The sequence below is a fragment of the Streptomyces sp. NPDC058295 genome (assembly GCF_042880655.1).
In the GTDB taxonomy this organism is placed as follows: domain Bacteria; phylum Actinomycetota; class Actinomycetes; order Streptomycetales; family Streptomycetaceae; genus Streptomyces; species Streptomyces coriariae.
Genome location: NZ_JBHVYO010000003.1, coordinates 29,766 through 47,038 on the forward strand (window position 1 = coordinate 29,766; position 17,273 = coordinate 47,038).

The 17,273-nt window shown below is 72.8% G+C and carries 17 protein-coding genes; 6 read left to right on the forward strand and 11 right to left on the reverse strand.

Going from position 1 to position 17,273, the window contains the following annotated elements; all coding sequences use genetic code 11:
• The first annotated feature begins 9 nt into the window (after nt 1-9).
• Both ACFVYS_RS04230 and ACFVYS_RS04235 read left to right on the forward strand, forming a co-directional pair.
• Nucleotides 10-1,050 (forward strand): FAD binding domain-containing protein, encoded by a 1,041-nt coding sequence (locus ACFVYS_RS04230; protein WP_389498672.1) that lies wholly within the window; start codon nt 10-12, stop codon nt 1,048-1,050.
• Nucleotides 1,047-3,161, forward strand: coding sequence for a xanthine dehydrogenase family protein molybdopterin-binding subunit (locus ACFVYS_RS04235; RefSeq protein WP_389498674.1), 2,115 nt, complete (start codon nt 1,047-1,049; stop codon nt 3,159-3,161). The genes ACFVYS_RS04230 and ACFVYS_RS04235 overlap by 4 nt, the downstream gene beginning before the upstream one ends.
• Here ACFVYS_RS04235 and ACFVYS_RS04240 read toward each other — a convergent pair.
• Nucleotides 3,158-3,334 (reverse strand): hypothetical protein, encoded by a 177-nt coding sequence (locus ACFVYS_RS04240; RefSeq protein ID WP_389498676.1) that lies wholly within the window; start codon nt 3,332-3,334, stop codon nt 3,158-3,160. The two genes, ACFVYS_RS04235 and ACFVYS_RS04240, sit on opposite strands and share 4 nt — an antisense overlap.
• A complete protein-coding gene (locus ACFVYS_RS04245; protein WP_389498678.1) occupies nt 3,331-4,176 on the reverse strand; it encodes a hypothetical protein in 846 nt (281 codons plus the stop codon). Before ACFVYS_RS04245 ends, ACFVYS_RS04240 begins: the two co-directional genes overlap by 4 nt.
• A 328-nt stretch (nt 4,177-4,504) precedes the next feature.
• Here ACFVYS_RS04245 and ACFVYS_RS04250 point away from each other — a divergent pair, with 328 nt between their 5' ends.
• The 3 genes from ACFVYS_RS04250 (at nt 4,505) to tgmB (ending at nt 6,207) form a co-directional block, all read left to right on the forward strand.
• Nucleotides 4,505-4,789 carry a DUF1232 domain-containing protein gene (locus tag ACFVYS_RS04250; protein WP_200839884.1) on the forward strand — a complete coding sequence of 95 codons (285 nt, stop codon included), beginning with the start codon at nt 4,505-4,507 and terminating at the stop codon, nt 4,787-4,789.
• A gap of 223 nt (nt 4,790-5,012) precedes the next feature.
• Nucleotides 5,013-5,204: a putative ATP-grasp-modified RiPP gene (gene tgmA, locus ACFVYS_RS04255; protein ID WP_020129087.1), complete on the forward strand. Its 192-nt coding sequence runs from the start codon at nt 5,013-5,015 to the stop codon at nt 5,202-5,204.
• A 16-nt stretch (nt 5,205-5,220) separates the two neighbouring features.
• Nucleotides 5,221-6,207, forward strand: a complete 987-nt coding sequence (tgmB, locus tag ACFVYS_RS04260) for an ATP-grasp ribosomal peptide maturase (protein ID WP_389498680.1) — start codon at nt 5,221-5,223, stop codon at nt 6,205-6,207.
• Between the two features lie 64 nt (nt 6,208-6,271).
• Here the strand turns inward: tgmB and ACFVYS_RS04265 are convergent, their stop codons facing one another.
• From ACFVYS_RS04265 to ACFVYS_RS04305, 9 genes are all read right to left on the reverse strand, one after another.
• The gene (locus ACFVYS_RS04265) at nt 6,272-6,517 is read right to left on the reverse strand and encodes a DUF5133 domain-containing protein (RefSeq protein WP_327186695.1); all 246 of its coding nucleotides are present in this window, start codon (nt 6,515-6,517) and stop codon (nt 6,272-6,274) included.
• 105 nt (nt 6,518-6,622) lie between these two features.
• Nucleotides 6,623-8,392 carry an ABC transporter ATP-binding protein gene (locus ACFVYS_RS04270; RefSeq protein WP_389498682.1) on the reverse strand — a complete coding sequence of 590 codons (1,770 nt, stop codon included), beginning with the start codon at nt 8,390-8,392 and terminating at the stop codon, nt 6,623-6,625.
• Between the two features lie 26 nt (nt 8,393-8,418).
• Entirely contained in the window at nt 8,419-9,279 is an 861-nt protein-coding gene (locus ACFVYS_RS04275; RefSeq protein ID WP_389498684.1) for an aldo/keto reductase, read from the reverse strand.
• Between the two features lie 169 nt (nt 9,280-9,448).
• Nucleotides 9,449-10,726, reverse strand: coding sequence for an ABC transporter substrate-binding protein (locus tag ACFVYS_RS04280; RefSeq protein WP_389498686.1), 1,278 nt, complete (start codon nt 10,724-10,726; stop codon nt 9,449-9,451).
• Complete coding sequence (locus ACFVYS_RS04285) at nt 10,723-11,835, reverse strand: branched-chain amino acid ABC transporter permease (RefSeq protein ID WP_389498688.1); 1,113 nt, start codon at nt 11,833-11,835, stop codon at nt 10,723-10,725. The genes ACFVYS_RS04280 and ACFVYS_RS04285 overlap by 4 nt, the downstream gene beginning before the upstream one ends.
• On the reverse strand, nt 11,828-12,724 hold the full coding sequence (locus ACFVYS_RS04290) for a branched-chain amino acid ABC transporter permease (protein WP_389498690.1): 897 nt from the start codon (nt 12,722-12,724) through the stop codon (nt 11,828-11,830). Before ACFVYS_RS04290 ends, ACFVYS_RS04285 begins: the two co-directional genes overlap by 8 nt.
• A complete protein-coding gene (locus ACFVYS_RS04295) occupies nt 12,721-13,656 on the reverse strand; it encodes an ABC transporter ATP-binding protein (protein WP_389498692.1) in 936 nt (311 codons plus the stop codon). The genes ACFVYS_RS04290 and ACFVYS_RS04295 overlap by 4 nt, the downstream gene beginning before the upstream one ends.
• Nucleotides 13,653-14,435 carry an ABC transporter ATP-binding protein gene (locus ACFVYS_RS04300; protein ID WP_389498694.1) on the reverse strand — a complete coding sequence of 261 codons (783 nt, stop codon included), beginning with the start codon at nt 14,433-14,435 and terminating at the stop codon, nt 13,653-13,655. Before ACFVYS_RS04300 ends, ACFVYS_RS04295 begins: the two co-directional genes overlap by 4 nt.
• A gap of 723 nt (nt 14,436-15,158) precedes the next feature.
• Nucleotides 15,159-16,118 carry a helix-turn-helix domain-containing protein gene (locus ACFVYS_RS04305; RefSeq protein ID WP_389498696.1) on the reverse strand — a complete coding sequence of 320 codons (960 nt, stop codon included), beginning with the start codon at nt 16,116-16,118 and terminating at the stop codon, nt 15,159-15,161.
• Nucleotides 16,119-16,363: 245 nt separating this feature from the next.
• On the opposite strand from ACFVYS_RS04305, the gene ACFVYS_RS04310 reads away from it, so the two are divergent.
• Nucleotides 16,364-17,209: an SDR family oxidoreductase gene (locus ACFVYS_RS04310; RefSeq protein WP_389498698.1), complete on the forward strand. Its 846-nt coding sequence runs from the start codon at nt 16,364-16,366 to the stop codon at nt 17,207-17,209.
• Nucleotides 17,210-17,273: the final 64 nt, after the last annotated feature.

The window sequence follows — 17,273 nt, forward strand, 5'->3', positions numbered from 1 at the left end:
CGTGATCCGGTGGAAACCTTCGCCTACGTACGGGCCGGCAGCCTCGCGGAGGCCGCCGAAGCCTTCGCCGCGCACCCGGGCGCTCACTATCTCGGCGGCGGCACCAACCTCGTCGACCTGATGAAGCTCGGCGTGGAACGGCCGACCGCCCTCGTCGACGTCACCCGGCTGCCGCTGGACGAGGTGACGGAGCTGCCGGACGGGTCGCTGCGGATCGGCGCCCTGGTGCGGAACAGCGACCTCGCGGCGCATCCACGCGTGCGTGACCGCTACCCCGTGCTCTCCCAGGCGGTGCTCGCGGGCGCCTCGGGCCAGCTCCGCAACGCCGCCACGACCGGCGGGAACCTGCTCCAGCGCACCCGCTGCCCGTACTTCCAGGACGTCTCCAAGCCGTGCAACAAACGGGAGCCGGGCAGCGGCTGCGCCGCCCGGGATGGCGTGCACCGCGATCACGCGGTGCTCGGGTACTCCGAGCACTGCATCGCCACCCACCCGTCGGACATGGCGGTGGCGCTGGCCGCGCTGGACGCCGAGGTCGAGCTGTACGGCACGGCGGGCGTGCGCCGGGTGGCGGCGGCCGAGTTCCACCGGCTGCCCGGCGAGGAACCGGAGCGGGACGCGGTGATCGAACCCGGCGAGCTCATCACGGCCGTCCTGCTGCCGGCCGCCACGGCCGGGCTGCCGTCCGCCTACCGCAAGGCGCGCGACCGCGCCTCGTACGCCTTCGCGCTTGCCTCCGTCGCCGTGGTCCTGGAGGTCGCCGACGGTGTCGTCGCGCAGGTGGGGATCGCCTTCGGGGCGTTGGCCCACCGCCCGTGGCGGGCCCGGCGGGCCGAGGAGGCACTGCTGGGCGCGGCTCCCACCCGGGCGGCCTTCGAACGCGCCGCCGAGCTGGAACTGTCCGAGGCCCGGCCGCTGCGCGACAACGCGTACAAGGTGCCGCTGGCCCGCAACCTCGCCGTCGACGTCCTGACCCGACTCGTACCGCACGCGCCCGGACCGGAGGGGCCGCCACCGCACGCGCCCGGATCGCAAGAGGAGGACTCATGACCGCCGTGGGCGCTCCCGCCGAGCGCAGGGAGGGCCGGGAGAAGGTCACCGGAACCGCCCGCTACGCCGCCGAACAGCCCCTTCCCGGGCGGCTGTTCGCCCGTCCCGTGCCGGCGGCGATCGTGCGCGGCCGGGTGACCGACATCGACGACACGGCGGCGCTGGCACTGCCCGGGGTCGTCACCGTGCTCACCCATCGCAACGCGCCCCGCCTCGCCTCGGCGGACGACGCGACCCTCTCCGTGCTCCAGGATCCCGAGGTGCCGAACCGGGGGTGGTTCGTCGCCCTGGTGGTGGCCGACAGCCCGGAGGCCGCCCGGGCCGGCGCCGCCGCCGTACGGGTCACCTTCGCCGAGGAGACGCACGACATCACGCTCACCGCCACGCATCCGCAGGCGTACGTCCCCGAGAAGGTCGCCGGTGCGTTTCCCGGCGCACGGGAACTGGGCGACCCCGACGGCGCGTTCGCCGAAGCGGACGTGCGGGTCGACGTCGGTTACCGGGTGCCGCCCCTGCACAACCACCCCATGGAACCGCACGCCAGCACCGCGCACTGGGACGGCGAACGGCTCACCGTGCACACGTCGAGCCAGGGCACCACGACCGTGCGGAGCGTGCTCGGCACGATGTTCGGGCTGGCGAACGAGCGGGTCACGGTCCTCTCCGAGCATGTCGGCGGTGGCTTCGGGTCCAAGGGCACGCCCCGGCCGGACGTGGTGCTCGCCGCGATGGCCACCTGGCACACCGGACGCCCGGTGACCGTGGTCCTCCCCCGCCGCGTGCTGCCCACCTCCGTCGGTCACCGGGCGTCCACCCTGCACCGGCTGCGCCTGGGAGCGGACTCCGACGGCCGGCTGACGTCGCTCGTGCACGAGGTGAGCACGTACACGTCCCGCATCGAGGAGTTCGTCGAGTACGCGGGCATTCCTGCCCGCGTCATGTACGCCTCCCCGAATCTGCGCAGCCGGCATCACGTGGTCCGGCTCGACGTGCCGACGCCGTCCTGGATGCGGGCCCCCGGTGAGGCGCCGGGCATGTACGCCCTGGAGTCGGCGATGGACGAGCTGGCCGAGGCGCTCGGGATGGATCCGGTCGAGGTGCGGGTCCGTAACGAGCCGGACGCCGAACCGGACAGCGGCAAGCCGTTCAGCAGCCGGCACCTCGTCGAGTGCCTGCGGGAGGGCGCCCGCCGGTTCGGGTGGTCCGACCGGGACCCCCGTCCACGCACGCGTTCCGCCGGCCCGCTGCTGCTCGGGACGGGCGTGGCCGCCGCCACGTACCCGGTGCAGGTGTATCCGTCGAGGGCGGCGGCGCGTGCCCTGCCGGACGGGTCCTTCCTCGTCGAGGTGAACGCCGCGGACATCGGCACCGGCGCCCGTACGGTCCTTGCGCAGGTCGCGGCGGACGCCCTGAAGGCACCCCTGGAGCGGGTGCGGATCCAGGTGGGCAACAGCGATCTGCCACCGGCCCCGCTGGCGGGCGGTTCCTCGGGTACCGCCTCCTGGGGCTGGGCGGTGCACGAGGCCTGCACGCAGCTCGCCGTACAGCTGGCGGAACATCAGGGTCCGTTGCCCGCACAGGGGTTGGAGGTGCGGGCCGACACCAAGGGAGCGGCCGACGCCGAAAGTCCCTTCGCGCGGCACGCGTTCGGAGCGCACTTCGCGGATGTCTCCGTGGACACGGTGACCGGGGAGGTGCGGGTGCGCCGACTGCTCGGGGTGTACGCGGCCGGACGCATCCTCAACCCCCGTACCGCGCGCTCCCAGTTCGTCGGCGGGATGACCATGGGCCTGGGCATGGCGCTGACCGAGGGCAGCACCCTGGACCCCGCCTTCGGCGACTTCACGGAGTCGGATCTCGCGGCCTATCACGTGCCCGCGCACGCCGACGTGCCGGACATCGAGGCGCACTGGCTCGACGAGGACGATCCGCATCTCAACCCGCTGGGCGGCAAGGGGATCGGCGAGATCGGCATCGTGGGCACGGCGGCCGCCCTCGGCAACGCCGTGCACCACGCCACGGGCGTCCGCTTCCGCGAACTGCCCCTCACCCCCGACCGGGTACTGACGGGCCTGCTGGAGGCCCCTCAGCACCCGGTACCGGCCGGCTAGCCGCCGCTGAGCGGACGTCGGGCCGGAGTGCTCGGCGCCACGCGCGTCCGCCGCCCGCCCAGCAGGCTGACGAGGAGTGCGAGGAGCGCCGTCAGCGCGGCGGCGGCGGCTGTCGGGGCGGCGAGCCAGGCCGGCGCGAGGGTCGCCTCTGTGATCCCGGTCCATTCCGTCAACTCGACCCGTGGGGCGAGCAGTCGGGCGCCGACCAGCGCCGCCGGCACCAGGACGGCCGCCAAGAGCAGCGTCGGCGTGGGCCCGCGGACCAGCAGCAGGGCCAGCAGGAGGCAGCCGCCGGCCGACGCGAGAGCGGCCGCCAGGACGCCCGCGGGGACACCGTCATGATGCACCGCACCGGGACGTACGCGGTGGCGCACAGGGCCAGTGCCACGGCGGTGGCCCACGCCGTCCACGGTACGACCGCCGCCGGCCGGTCCGGTGGCGCGTCGGGTGCCTGAGCCAGTGTCTGCGCCTGCGGCGGTCGGGCGGGCCGGAGTTCGGCTCCTGCCGGATCGGCGGGGGACGGCGCGGGCAGCCCCTCCCCCTGCGGGACGGACGACGGCGGCGCCACGAGCCCCGCCCGCTCCCGCGCGAGCCGTTCGACGAGTTCCACGACCTCCTCGACCGGCCGGTGGGTGGCCGCGGTGCGGACCGCCTCCTCGCCGCAGTGCGGCTCGAGGGGCTCGCGGTACAGCAGCGCCATGAGCCGGGTGACCTCCTCCACGGAGCGGCTCTCGGCCGCGGCGCGGATCATGTGACCGGCGTGCTCCGCGTGGTGCGGCGGCCGGGACAGCACGGTCACCAGCCGGGGTACGTCCTCCAGGGGCCGGTCGGTGCCGACCACGCGCAGTACGCCGGCGGCCGCGTCCTCGCCCCCCTCGGACTGTTCGAGCAGGGTGATGAGCCGGGCGACGTCCTCCAGCGGCCGGTTGGCCGCCGCGGCGTGGAGGAGGCCGTCGACGGGGTCGGGGTAGACGGCTGCGGCCTCGCTCGGCGGGCCGGCGTCGGGCCCGTGCACGGGAGCGGCCGGTGGGACCGGGGCAGTGCGGTGGCGGCGGAAGCGTCGGGGAGGGGTGGGACGGAACGGTCCGTGAGGGACCGTGTGGAGCGGGTGATCATGCTGAGCTCTCTCTGGAGGGTGCGGTCGCCCCTGCATCCCCGAGATGCGACACGCGACGTGACCCTGCCCATTACACGGGCCGTCCGGCGCGCTGCGCCACTCGGACGCGGCAGCCGTGTGAGCCTCGCCCGATGCGGTATTCACGCCGGAAAGGGGAATCCGGAAACCGAAAGCGGGGAAATCGAGTAAGGGCAGACGTCGCGCGACGGACCATATGGGAGGGCCCGTGGATGCGCCAACCACGCTCGTCGTCGTCGCGGTGCTGGCGGCCGCGGCGCTGTTCGCCGTGGCCGCCGCCGTGCTCGTGCGTCTGGTCCGCGCCCGCCGGGGCCTGAGACGAGCGGGGCTTCCCACCGGGCCGCGCTGGGTGTTCTGGGGGGCGGTCCTGTACTTCGTGCTGCCCACCGACGTACTGCCGGACCCCGTCTATCTCGACGACATCGGTGTCCTCCTGCTGGCTCTGCGTTCCCTGCGCCGTACCCCCGGTGACACCGCGCGCCTCCCCGACTGACCGTCCGGGAAGAGGTTTTCACCCCTGCTCGACCCGATCTCCCCTGCTCCGCGCCCTGTTCGGTGCCCGACCGCGCGATGATCACGGAGAGTAAGGAAACCAACCACCCGTTCGATTCGTATAAGTGACTGAAGGACGCACCTATCCAGCACCACGCAGCGGGCCCGAGTGACGTCGCACAGCGGCACCGCTTGATCGAAGCAGTACCGACGAGGGAGAGACGATGCAACCGTTCACGCTCAACTACGCACGCCCAGCGGCCGAGTTGGAGTTCAGCACTCCGTACGCCTATGACCCCGGAATGCAGTTGAACGTAACTCTCGACGGCCGGATCGCCGCTCGTGACCACGCCCTCCTGAGAGAACTCGGGACAACGACCTCGACGGCGGGCTCCAAGACCCACTTCGACGACTGAACACGGGCCGACGAAAATGACCGTGCTCATCCTTACCTGTGAAGAGGACGTCACGGCGGACATGGTGGTCGTGCACCTGAACGCCGCGGGCGTCCCCGTCGTCCGGCTGGACCCGGCCGACCTGACCCACTCCGTCGCGCTCTCCGGCGAGTACGTGCACGGTGCCTTCCGGGGCCACCTGTCGTCCGCCGGACGGCTGGTGAGCCTCGACGGGCTGCGGTCGGTGTGGGTCCGGCGGCCCGGCGAGGCGGCGGCCCGGGCGGCCCAGCCGTCCGCGTGGCTCACGGAGGAGGCCTCGCAGGCGCTGTACGGCATGCTCCGCGGTACCGGGGCACGCTGGATGAACCACCCGGACGCGTCCCGGCGCGCCCGGTACAAGCCCTGGCAGCTGCGGCTCGCGCAACTCAGCGGGCTGCCCGTGCCGGCCACGATCGTCACGACGTTCCCGCAGGCGGCCCGGGAGTTCGCGGACCGCTACCCGGATCTGGTGGTCAAGCCGGTGTCCGGGGTACATCCGCAGGACCCGCCCCGGGCCGTGCCCACCACCCGGGTCCCGCCGGGCGCGGACTTCGCCGCCGTCGCCTACGGGCCGACGCTGCTCCAGCGCCGGGTGGCCAAGCGCGCCGACATACGGCTGACCGCGGTCGGCGACCACATCCTGGCCGCCCGCAAGGAGACGACCCCCGGCGGCGACCCCGACGTGGTGGACGTGCGCTATTCGCCCTCCACCACACCGTGGCGTCCCGCCGAGGTCCCGCCACGCCTCGCCGAGGCCGTGCGGAGATATCTGCGGGAGGCGGAACTGGCCTACGGAGCCTTCGACTTCGCGGAGGACGCGGACGGGACGTGGTGGTTCCTGGAGTGCAACCAGTCCGGCCAGTTCGGCTTCGTGGAGGTGGACACCGGGCAGCCGATCGCCCGCACCATCGCGGAGTGGCTGGCCGGCGCGCCCCCGGAGCCCGATGCCCGGCAACCCGACCGGTGCGGCTCCACCGCCTCCTGAGACATCCGGGCGCGGCGGGCACCGCGGGGGCGCACCGCCGCACCGGGTCCGGCTCAGGGCCGCCTCAGACGGCCAGGGACAGTCCGCTCTCCGGGTCGCGCGCCGGCACCGCCGCAGCGGACTCGAGCAGGGCGTCCGCCGCGGCGACCGCCTCCCGGACGTCGGGCGTGTCCATCAGCACGCACAAGGTGTACGTCACGTCCTGTAGTTCACGAGCCGTCTGCGGCCTGTCCCACTCCGCCTGAGCGATCCTCAGCGTCGCGTACCGGGTCAGCAACGTCCTGGCGACCTTCGGGTCCGGAACGATCACGAGCGCCCCTCTCTCCTGTTTGCGCTGCGTGTGCCCGGACCTGGGCGAATCATGCACGGCGAGCGGGAATGTCACCCGCCGGGGTCATGATCCGGCCACCTGCGCTCACGCGACCTGCCCGCTGTGCAGCTCCGTGTACGCGCCGCCCCGGTGCAGGAGCTCGTCGTGCGTGCCGGTCTCCAGGATCCGCCCCTCCCCCATCACCACGATCCGGTCAGCGCCGCGCACGGTGGACAGCCGGTGCGCGACCACGAAGGTGGTGCGGCCGCGCAGCAGCCGGGCGAGGGCCTGCTGGACGAGCGCCTCGGACCGGGTGTCGAGGGCGGACGTCGCCTCGTCCAGGACCAGCACCTTCGGGTCCCGGATCAGGGCGCGGGCGATGGCCAGCCGCTGCTTCTGCCCGCCCGACAGCCGGGCCCCGCGCTCGCCGACGAGGGTGTGCAGACCGTCCGGGAGCCGTTCGACGAACTCCAGCGCGTTGGCGTCGCGCAGGGCGGTTCGGACCGTCTCCTCGTCGGCCTCGTCCTCCATGCCGTAGGCGACGTTCTCAAGGATCGTGCCGTCGAAGAGGATCGACTCCTGGGGCACGACCGACACGAACCGCCGGTAGGTGCGCAGGTCCAGGCTGTTCATGTCGGTCCCGTCCAGCAGTACCCGGCCCGAGGTCGGCCGGATGAAGCCGATGACGAGGCTGAGCACCGTGGACTTGCCCGCGCCGGACGCTCCCACGAGGGCGACCGTCTCCCCGGGAGTGACGGCGAGGGTGAAGTCGCGCACCGCCGGGCTGCCGTCGTCGTAGGCGTAGCCGACGTCCTCGAAGGTCACGGAGCCGTGCAGCGCGGTGAGTTCGGACTTGCCCTCGTTGTCCTCCAGCTCGGGTGCCTGGAGGACCTCGCCGACCGAGCGGACCGACTCCAGGCCCTTGGTGATGATGGGGGCCAGCCCGGTCAGGGTGGTGGTGGAGTTGGTGAGGGTGGTCAGGAACGCGCTCAGCATGACGACGTCGCCGGCGGTGACGCCCCAGACGCCGTAGTACGAGATCAGCGCGGCGCCGGTGAGGACGAGCACCCCGATCACGTTGAGCAGCACCCAGGCCAGGGAGCCGAAGCGGCCGTTGAGCAGGTCGAGGCGCATCCCGGAGGTGAGCAGCCGGCTCAGGGTGCCGTCCATGCGGCGCAGCGCCTTGCCCTCCAGCCCGTGGGCGCGGGTGACCGGGATCAGGCGGGTCATCTCGGTGACGCGCGAGGACAGGGTCTCCACCTCGTGCCGGAAGTCCTCGTTGTGGGCGCGCAGCCGGGCCCTGAGGCGGTCCACCAGGACGGCGGCGACCGGCACGACGACGAGGAAGACCGGCACGAACTCGGGGGTGCGCACGGCGATGATGACCAGGCCGCCGGTGAGCACGGTCAGCGCGCCGAGCCCCTGCTCGGCGGTCTGCTGCACCATCTGCTCCACGGTCTCCACGTCCCGCACCACCTTGGCCTGGAGCACGCCGGCGCTGACCCGGGAGTGGTAGCCGATGGACAGCTGCTGCATACGGGTGCACAGCGCGGACCGCAGGGTGGTGCCCATGCGGCGGACGCTGCCGTAGAGCAGCCGCACGTAGAGGAGGTGCAGGGGGTAGTTGACCAGCAGGATGAACAGGATGACGCCGGTGCTCGTCCAGAGTCTGCCGATCGGCTGGTGCTGGACGACGATGTCGATGATGGACGCGGTGATCAGGGGCAGCAGCCACACCGGGCTGTGCTTGACCGTGAACACGCCGACCGCGCCGGCGAGGCTGCGCCGGTCGGCGCGCAGGAGGTAGGCGAGGGTGCGGATCGGGTGCTCGCCCCGGTAACGGTGGTCGAGCGGTCTTTCGTACGACGACGCCATGGACGGCGGTCCTCCCGGTGGTCGTGTCAGAGGACGGCGTCCAGCTCGGCGAGTTCGGCGTCGGTGAGGACGAGGTCCGTCGCGGCGAGGGAGTCGAGGATCGTCTCGGGGCGGCTCGCGCCGGGAATGGGCACCACGACCGGTGACCTGGCGAGCATCCAGGCCAGGCACACCCGCTGCGGGCTGACCCCGTGGGCCTCGGCCACATGGGCGAACGGGGCGTAGGAGGAGCCCAGTTCGCGGGCCCGGGAGATGCCGCCGAGCGGGCTCCACGGCAGGAAGGCGATGCCGAGTTCGTCGCACAGGCGCAGTTCGGGCTCGCTGGAGCGGAAGGCCGGGGAGAACTGGTTCTGTACGGCGACCAGGCGCCCGCCGAGGATGTCGTTCGCCTGCCTGATCTGCTCGGGGTTCGCGTTGGAGATGCCCGCGGCGCGGATCTTGCCCTCGTCCAGCAGGTCCCGGACCGCGCCGACGGACTCCGCGTAGGGGATCCGCGGGTCGGGGCGGTGGAACTGGTACAGGCCGATGGCGTCCACGCCGAGCCTGCGCAGCGACGCCTCGCAGGCCGCCCTGAGGTGTGCGGGGCTGCCGTCCAGGGTCCAGCTGCCGTCGCCGGGGCGCAGATGGCCGCCCTTGGTGGCGACCAGGACGTCCCGTCCCCGGTCGTGGCCGGCGAGGGCCTTGGCGATCAGGGTCTCGTTGTGGCCGACCTCGTCGGCGTGGAGGTGGTAGGCGTCCGCGGTGTCGATCAGGGTGACACCTGCGTCGAGTGCGGCGTGGATCGTGGCGAGGGACCGGGCCTCGTCCGGTCGTCCTTCGATCGACATGGGCATGGCGCCGAGGCCGATCGCGCTGATGTCCAGGTCACCGATACGGCGGGTCTGCATGGGCTCGCGACCTCTTTCGGATGCGGGCGGGCAGGGCGAAGTCCGGTGCACCGGGAGGTGATCGCGGTGCACCGGACGTCCTCCAGCCTGGCCCCGCCGTCACCCGCGGGTCCAATGGAGATAAGCGAACGCATTCAGCAGCACGGCCGCTGAATCACGGGAGTGCGGGTCAGGAGCGGCTCGCCAGGTACTCCGTCACGCCCGGCGCCTCGTGCGCGTCCTCGACACCCACCAGGCCGCCGACCGCCTTCGCGTCCGGCTTGAGCACATAGGTCGACAGGGCGGCGGGCCGGGACACGTCGGAGAAGTTCTGCGGGGAGCCGAGTCCGGTGTCGACGCTCTTCTGCCCACGGTGCGCCTTCACCACGTCCTCCCGGGCGAGGCTGCCGGCCGCGCAGGCCTTCTTCAGGTCGGCGCCCAGCAGTTGGGCGGCGTTGTAGCCGGACAGCACCCCGGAGTCCACCGGGGAGGCCGGGTACTTCTTCCCGTACGCGGTCACCATCTTCTGGACGCCGGGCAGGTCCGAGCTGACGGCGGGCGCCGCACTGACCACGCTCAGCATGCCCAGCAGGGCCGGTGCCGCGGGCGTCTTCAACAACTGCGGCGCGTAGCCGGGCGCGCTGCTGACGACGGGCACCTTCAGTCCCCGGGAGGCGGCGACCCCGACCAGGGAGGCGGTCTGGGCCGGGCCCGCGCTGATCAGGACGGCCTTCACGCCTGCCTTGCTCAGCGCCGACACCTGCGCGGTGAGGTCCGTGTCCGTCGCCTTGATCTTCTGCGGGACGATCTTCAGCCCGGCCTTCTCGGCCGCCCAGGTCGACCCCTCCAGGGCGTTGGCGCCGTAGTCGCCCTCGAAGTAGACGTGTCCGATGGAGTCACCCTTGGCGAGGCCCTTGGTGCGGGTGAGGAAGTCGACGGCCGTGATCATGTCGACGTCGTAGGTGGTGCCCATGACCTGGACGGAGTCCTTGCCCAGCAGGGAGGCCGCCCATGCCTGCGGGAAGGTGAGCAGGTGGTCGCGCTCGATGTCGTCGAGGAGGGCGGCGACCACGGGGGATCCGATGACCTGCGGCAGCGCGACCACGTCCGGGGAGAGGTCGGCGTAGGCGGTGACCGCCTTCTGCACGTCGTAGCCGTGGTCCTTGACGACGATCTCGACCTTGCGGTCGCAGATGCCGCCGGCGGCGTTGGTCTCGTCGGCCCACAGCTGCTGAGCCTGCACGATGCTCTTGCCGAGGGTGGCGTAGGGGCCGGTCAGGTCGGTGAGGGCGCCGAGCCTGATGGTCTTCGCCGTCACTCCCGGGCCGGACTTGACGCCGTCGGCGCTGTCGGAGCCGCTGTCGCCGTCCGCCTTGGAGCTGCAGCCGGTGGCCGCGACGAGCAGGGCCGCGAGCGCGGCGGCGAGGAAGGTTCCGGGGACGCGGTGTCTGTGGTGCGTGCGGTTCACGGGGTGGGCTCCTTGGTTCGGACGGCGGAGGCGGTGGGACGGGTGGCGGGCGCCGGTGCCGGGGAGGCGGGGCGCAGTCGGGTGCGGACACGGCGGGTGATGCCGCGCAGTCCGTCGGGGGCATACAGCAGGACCAGGACGATCGCCGCGCCGTAGAGGTAGCGGGCCGCCTCGGTCGGGCCCACCCCGCCGTCGGTGGTGCCGGGGGCGGTCACCAGGGGCAGCTGGTCGGCGTAGCGGGTCATCAGCAGGGGCAGCGCGGTCACGAAGACGGCGCCCGCGGCGGCCCCGGCCACCGAGCCGAGGCCGCCGATCACGATCATCGCCAGGTAGTCGACCGAGAGGGCCAGGCCGAAGTAGTCGGGGACGACCCGCCGGAAGGCCAGCGCGAGCAGCACCCCCGCCAGGCCGGCGTACATCGACGACACGACGAAGGCCGACGCGCGGTGGCGGGCGACGTCGACGCCCATCACCGCGGCCGCCGTCTCGCTGTCGCGCAGGGCCGCGAGGGCGCGCCCCGGACGTCCGCGCAGGAGACCGCGCGCGGTCCACCAGGTGCCGGCCAGCAGGGCAAGACCGAGGAACCACAGGCGTTCCTCGGCGCCGAACGGTATGCCGAGGACGACGAGTCCCGGACCGTCGTCGCTGAAGGAGAACCCGCCGAGGCTCAGCGGGGGTACGGAACGGCCGTTGAACCCGCCGGTGACGGAGTCGGCGGTGAGCAGCACGTGGTGGCCCAGGAAGACCAGGGCGAGCGTGGCGACGCCCAGGTAGATGCCGCGCACCCGGCCGGCCACGGGACTGAACAGTCCGCCCGCCACCCCGGCGAGCAGCACGGCGAGGAGGGCGGCGAGCGCGGTCGGCAGTCCGGGGCCGGGTTCTCCGGCCAGCCAGGTGTAGCCGTAGGCGCCCACCGCGAGGAAGAAGGCGTGCCCCAGGGAGAGCTGGCCGGCGGTACCGGTGAGCAGGCCGAGGCCGACGGCGCCGATGGCGGCGGCCATCGAGAACAGGCCGATGCGCAGCCAGAAGGCGTCCAGGTAGAAGGGCGGCGCGCACAGCAGGAGGGCGGCCAGGAGCACGACGGCGCCCTTGGGGATCCGCTCAGACACGAGCCGCTCCCTTCGCGCCGAACAGTCCGGTGGGCCGCACCAGCAGGACGGCCACCATCACGGCGTACGGCGCGACGTCGCCGAACCCCTCGCCCAGTACGTGCAGTTCGGACTGGTAGCCGGCCGCCAGGGCCTCGGTCAGGCCGATCAGCAGGCTGCCGGCCAGGGCGCCGGGCGGGGAGGTCAGGCCGCCTAGGATCGCGGCCGGGAAGGCCTTGAGGGCGATCTGACCGGTGGTCCGTTCCAGTCCGGGGGCGGGGAACGCGGCGAGGAACACGGCGGCCAGCGCGGCCAGCGCGCCGGCCAGGCACCAGGCGAGCATCCGCACCCGGCTCAGCCGTACGCCCATCAGGGCGGCCGCCTCCGTGTCCTCCGCGGCGGCCCGCAGGGACAGACCCCAGGACGTGTGGCGGAACAGGGCGAAGACGGCGCCGATGGCGAGCGCGGAGACGGCGATCGCGGCGAGCCGGCTGTCCGCGACGGTCACGGAGCCCAGGCGGGTCACCGAATCGCCCCACGGGTCGCCGAGGGTCAGCAGGTCGCCGCCGATGCGCCGGGAGAGGTCGGTGAGCAGCACGATGTCCACGCCGATGGTGACGATGGTCTGCACATGGGCGGCCTTGGGGTCGGGGTCGCCGCGCTGGAGCAGCAGCCGGTCGAGGGCTCCGGCGAGCGCCGCGGTGGCCAGGACGGACACCGCGAGGGCACCGGCGAAACCGAGGTCGTCGTGCAGGACGGCGACGAGGTAGCCGCCGAACAGGAGCAGCGACCCGTGGGCGAAGTTGAGCACCCCCGACGCCTTGAAGATCACGACGAAGCCGAGCGCGACCAGGGCGTAGACCGCGCCGAGCGCGAGCCCGGTGAGGATGCTGTCGAGGAAGGCGGTCATACGGAGTCCCCTTCGGAGTCGGTTACCTCTTCGAGGGCGGCGCCCTGTGCGGTGGTGTCCTGTGCGGTGGTGTCCTGTGCGGTGGTGTCCTCGCCGGGGGTGTCCTCGCCGGGGGTGTCCTCGCCGGGGGTCCCGAGGTAGGCGCGCAGCACTTCGGGATGGCGGCGGACCTCGTCGGGGGTGCCGTGGGCGATGCACCGGCCGAAGTCGAGCACCGTGACCTCGTCGGCCAGCCGCATCACGAGGCCCATGTCGTGCTCCACCAGCAGGACGGACAGGCCGAGTTCCGCGCGGACGGTGTGGATCACCTCGACCGTCCGAGCGCGTTCGGCGCCGTTCATCCCGGCCACGGGCTCGTCGAGCAACAGGACACGCGGCTCGAGACAGAGCGCTCGGGCGAGCTCCACCCGCTTGCGGTCGCCGTACGACAGCAGGGCTACGGGTGTCTCGAAGCGGGACGCCAGTCCGGTGAGTTCGGCGATCTCCCGGGCCCGCGCGAGGTGGGCGCGCTGTTCGCGCACCGCTCGGGGCAGACGCAGTGCGGTCGCGGCGAAGCCCGCGCGGGAGAGGACGTGCCGGCCGAGCATGAGGTTGTCGGCGACGGTGCCCTTGGTGGTGACGATGTTCTGGAAGGTACGGGCCACGCCGAGGGCGGCGATCCGGTGGGGCGCGAGTCCGGTGAGTGTCTCGTCGCCGAGCCGGACCTCTCCGGACACCGGGCGGTACAGGCCCGACAGAACGTTGAAGCAGGTGGACTTCCCGGCGCCGTTGGGGCCGATCAGGGCGTGCACGGACCCCGGGGCGACGGTGAACGACACCGTGTCCAGCGCGGTCAGGCCGGCGAAGCGCACGGTCACGTCCCGGACACGGAGTTCGGGGGGTGCTGCCGCGAGAGGTCCGGGAGCGGTGGCGGTGGTGGGGCGCAGGCTCACGCGGCCCCCTGGTCGCCTGCGGCGTCACCGAGGTAGAGGCGCCGTACCGCGTCCGTGCTCGCGAGGTCGTCGGCCGGGCCGGACAGCCGGACCTCGCCCACTTCCAGGACGTAGGCGTGGTCGGCGAGGGACAGCGCCATGCCCGCGTTCTGTTCGACCAGCAGGACGGCCGTCCCCTGGGCGTTGATCTCACGGATCACCTCGGCGATCCGGAACACCATGCGCGGGGCCAGGCCGAGGGACGGCTCGTCGAGCAGGAGCAGCCGGGGCGCGGCCATCAGGGCCCGGCCGATGGCCAGCATCTGCTGCTCTCCCCCGGACAGCAGACCGGCCGCCTGCCGACCGCGCTCGGCGAGCACGGGAAACAGCGTGTACACGCGGTCGCGGGCCTCCCGGACCTGTTCGGGCGCCCGTCGGCCGAGGCCGAGGCCGCCGGTGCGCAGGTTCTCCTCCACGGTGAGGCCGGCGAAGACCCGGCGGCCCTCCGGGACCTGGACGACGCCGGCCCGCACCGCCGCCACCGGGTCACGGCCGTCCAGGACCGTGTCTCCGTAGCGGACGAGGCCGGCCGTGACGGTGCCGCGGTGCAGGCGCAGGGTGCCCGACACGGCCCGCAGCAGCGTGGACTTGCCGGCGCCGTTGGCGCCCAGCAGCGCCACGACCGCACCGTGCGGGACGGTCAGGGACACGGAGCGCAGGGCTGACAAGGCCCGCCCGTACGTCACGTCGAGACCCTCGACGTGCAGCGCGGGCTGCTCCTGCGGGGGTACTCCGGGCATCGCGGCTCCTCGGGTCCGTGCCGGCGGGCACGGAGTTTCGGGGGAAGGGGAGCTCACGACAACACGACGGAGGACGGCCGGTACAGGCACGGACGCGGGGTCGCTGCGCCACCCCAACGGGAGGTCGGCGGGGTTGTGCGGCTGCCCAGGCCGGCGGGCCAACGGTGCCCGTCAGAGGCGGGACGCGAGGGGGCCGAGGGCAGGCCGGGGTCTCCGGGGGAGGTGAGACGCCGATGGCCCGAGGGCAGGCCGCAGGCACCGTGGGTCGGCTGTCGGCGGCGGTCTCGGCTGGACGACCTGATCGCTGAGGACGCTGGCGCGGACGTGGAGAGCGCGGGCGGCGGGGGCACCTTCTTCCAGGACATCCTGAGCGAGGAAAGTGGCAGAAGCGGCTCACCGACGCCGACCGGCGGGCCCTGTCCCCACTGTTCTGGCCCCACCTGAACCCCTACGGCCGGTTCGGGCTGGACATGAACAGCCGCCTCGATCTGGACCTGTCCCTCCGGACGACGGTGCCCGGCCCGCGCATCCCGCGGGGAGAGACAGCCGCAGCCCCGGCTCGACGCCTCGGGCCCTGGGCCTGGCCGGATCCCGAGGGGCCTCGGCCGCGTCCATGTGAACCGATCGCCACCCTCGCCCACCCCGATGCGTTTCGGGTGGTGCCGTCCGGGTGGTCAGTTGTGGTGTTCGCGGGCGGGCATGTCCCCTCGCGTGGCCCGTCGTTCAGTCGGGTGTCTCGGTCGAGTCGGCGTGTTCGGAGTCGTTGGCCGGCACGGACCGCTCGATGTCCTCGTTGGCCGTGGCCCAGCTGGCCAGCAGGTTCAGGGCGTCCTGCGAGGGTGAGTGGGGCTCGGCGGTGTAGGTGAGGAGGAACCGGCTGGGGCCGTCGGGGAGCGGGAAGGTTTCGAAGGGCAGGTCGAGGTCGCCGACGACCGGGTGGTGGAGGAGCTTCACGCCCGTGGTGTGCATCCGGACGTTGTGGGCCGCCCAGCGGCGACGGAATTCCTCGCTGCGGGTGGACAGCTCCCCGATCAGGTCCGTCAGCCGCCGATCGTAGAGATCGCGGCCGGCCTCGGCGCGCAGCATGGCGACCGTGTCGTTGGCGACTTCGTCCCAGCGGCGGAAGAACTCGGTCGCGTGCGGGCCGAGGAAGACGAACCGGGCGTTGTTCGGCGGCCGTACCGGGTCGGCGTAGACGGGGGAGAACAGGGCGCGCCCGAGGTGGTTGGCGGCCAGGATGTCCCCGCGTCCGCTGAGGATGAACGCGGGTGTGCCGCTCATCGAGTCGAGGACGCGCTGCACCGTGGGCCGGACACGCTGCTGGGCCGGGCGGCGGCGCGGCGGGCGGGTCGTGCCGGCGCCGCGCAGGAGGTCGAGCAGGTGGATGCGTTCGGCCTCGTCGAGCTGAAGTGCTTGCGCGATGCCGTCGATGACGCTCTCGGAGACTCCGGTGGCGTTGCCGCGCTCCAGCCGGGTGTAGTACTCGCTGGAGATGCCCGCGAGGAGGGCGACTTCCTCGCGGCGCAGCCCGGTGACCCGCCGACGTTCTCCGCCGTACACGGGCAGTCCGGCCTGCTCGGGGGTGACCCTGGCCCGTCGCGTGCCGAGGAATTCCCGGATCTCTGCTCGGAAATCATCGCGCATGTCGCGGTTTGTGCCGTTGGGGTCGTTTCTGCCTGCCATGCGCTTCACTCTACGAGCGCATCCGCCGGGTTGGGGGTCCCTGTCAGTGACCCCCTCATCAGGGACTCCCACCCTCGCGTGACAGCCGGTTCTGTTGGTGGTGCACCGCCCACGGCGGTGTCAACCGTCCAGACAGACGGTGCTCGTGCCGCCGGTCCCAGCCCCCTCTGAGGCGCCGTCGGTGCGGCATGCATCACCCCCGCACACAGCGGGTGCCGGAGCACGGCGCCTGAAAGGAAGCCCCCATGAGCAAGGTCATTCTCGTCACCGGTGCCGGACGCGGTCTGGGCACGGACATCGCCCGCGAGGCCCTCGCCGCCGGCCACCAGGTCGTCGCCACCGGCCGCCGCCCCGCAGAGGTCGAGAAGACCCTGGGCGGGCCGCAGGACAATCTGCTGGTCACCAGGCTCGATGTCACCAGCCTGGAGGACGCCGAGGCCGCCGCGCAGGCCGCCGTCGACCGCTTCGGCCGCATCGACGTCCTGATCAACAACGCCGGGAACCTCTTCACCGGCTACTTCGAGGAGATCTCGCCCGCGCAGATGCGCCGCCAGTTCGAGACCAACCTCTTCGGCCCGATGAACGTCACCCGCGCCGTCCTGCCGATCATGCGCCGGCGGCGCGCCGGCCACGTCATCACCATCACCTCGACCGCCGGACTGGTCGGCATGGAGTTCACCTCCGCCTACGCCGCCTCCAAGTTCGCGGAAGAGGGCTGGATGGAGTCCCTGCGCTACGACGTCGAGCCGTACAACATCCACACCACGATCGTGGAGCCCGGCTACTTCCGCACCGAACTCCTCGTGGACGGCTCCACCACCTGGCCCGAGCTGTCCATCGACGACTACGCCCCGCGCACCGCCCCCTGGATCGAGGGCATGAAGAGCATGAACGGTCAGCAGCCCGGCGACCCCGCCAAGCTCGCCCGCGCCCTGCTCACCATCGCCGGCCAGGAGAAGCCGCTGCTGCGCTTCGTCGCCGGTGCGGACGCCATCGAGGCCGCCGAGGCCAAGGCGAAGGAGCTCCTCGCCCAGGCCGAGGCATCCCGCGAGCTGGGCGGCGCCCTGGCCTACGACGACGCCCACGCCTGAGCACCACGCCCCGCGCCCCGGCCAGGACGGAGGACCGCGCCGGGTGCGCGTTTCGACAGCACGG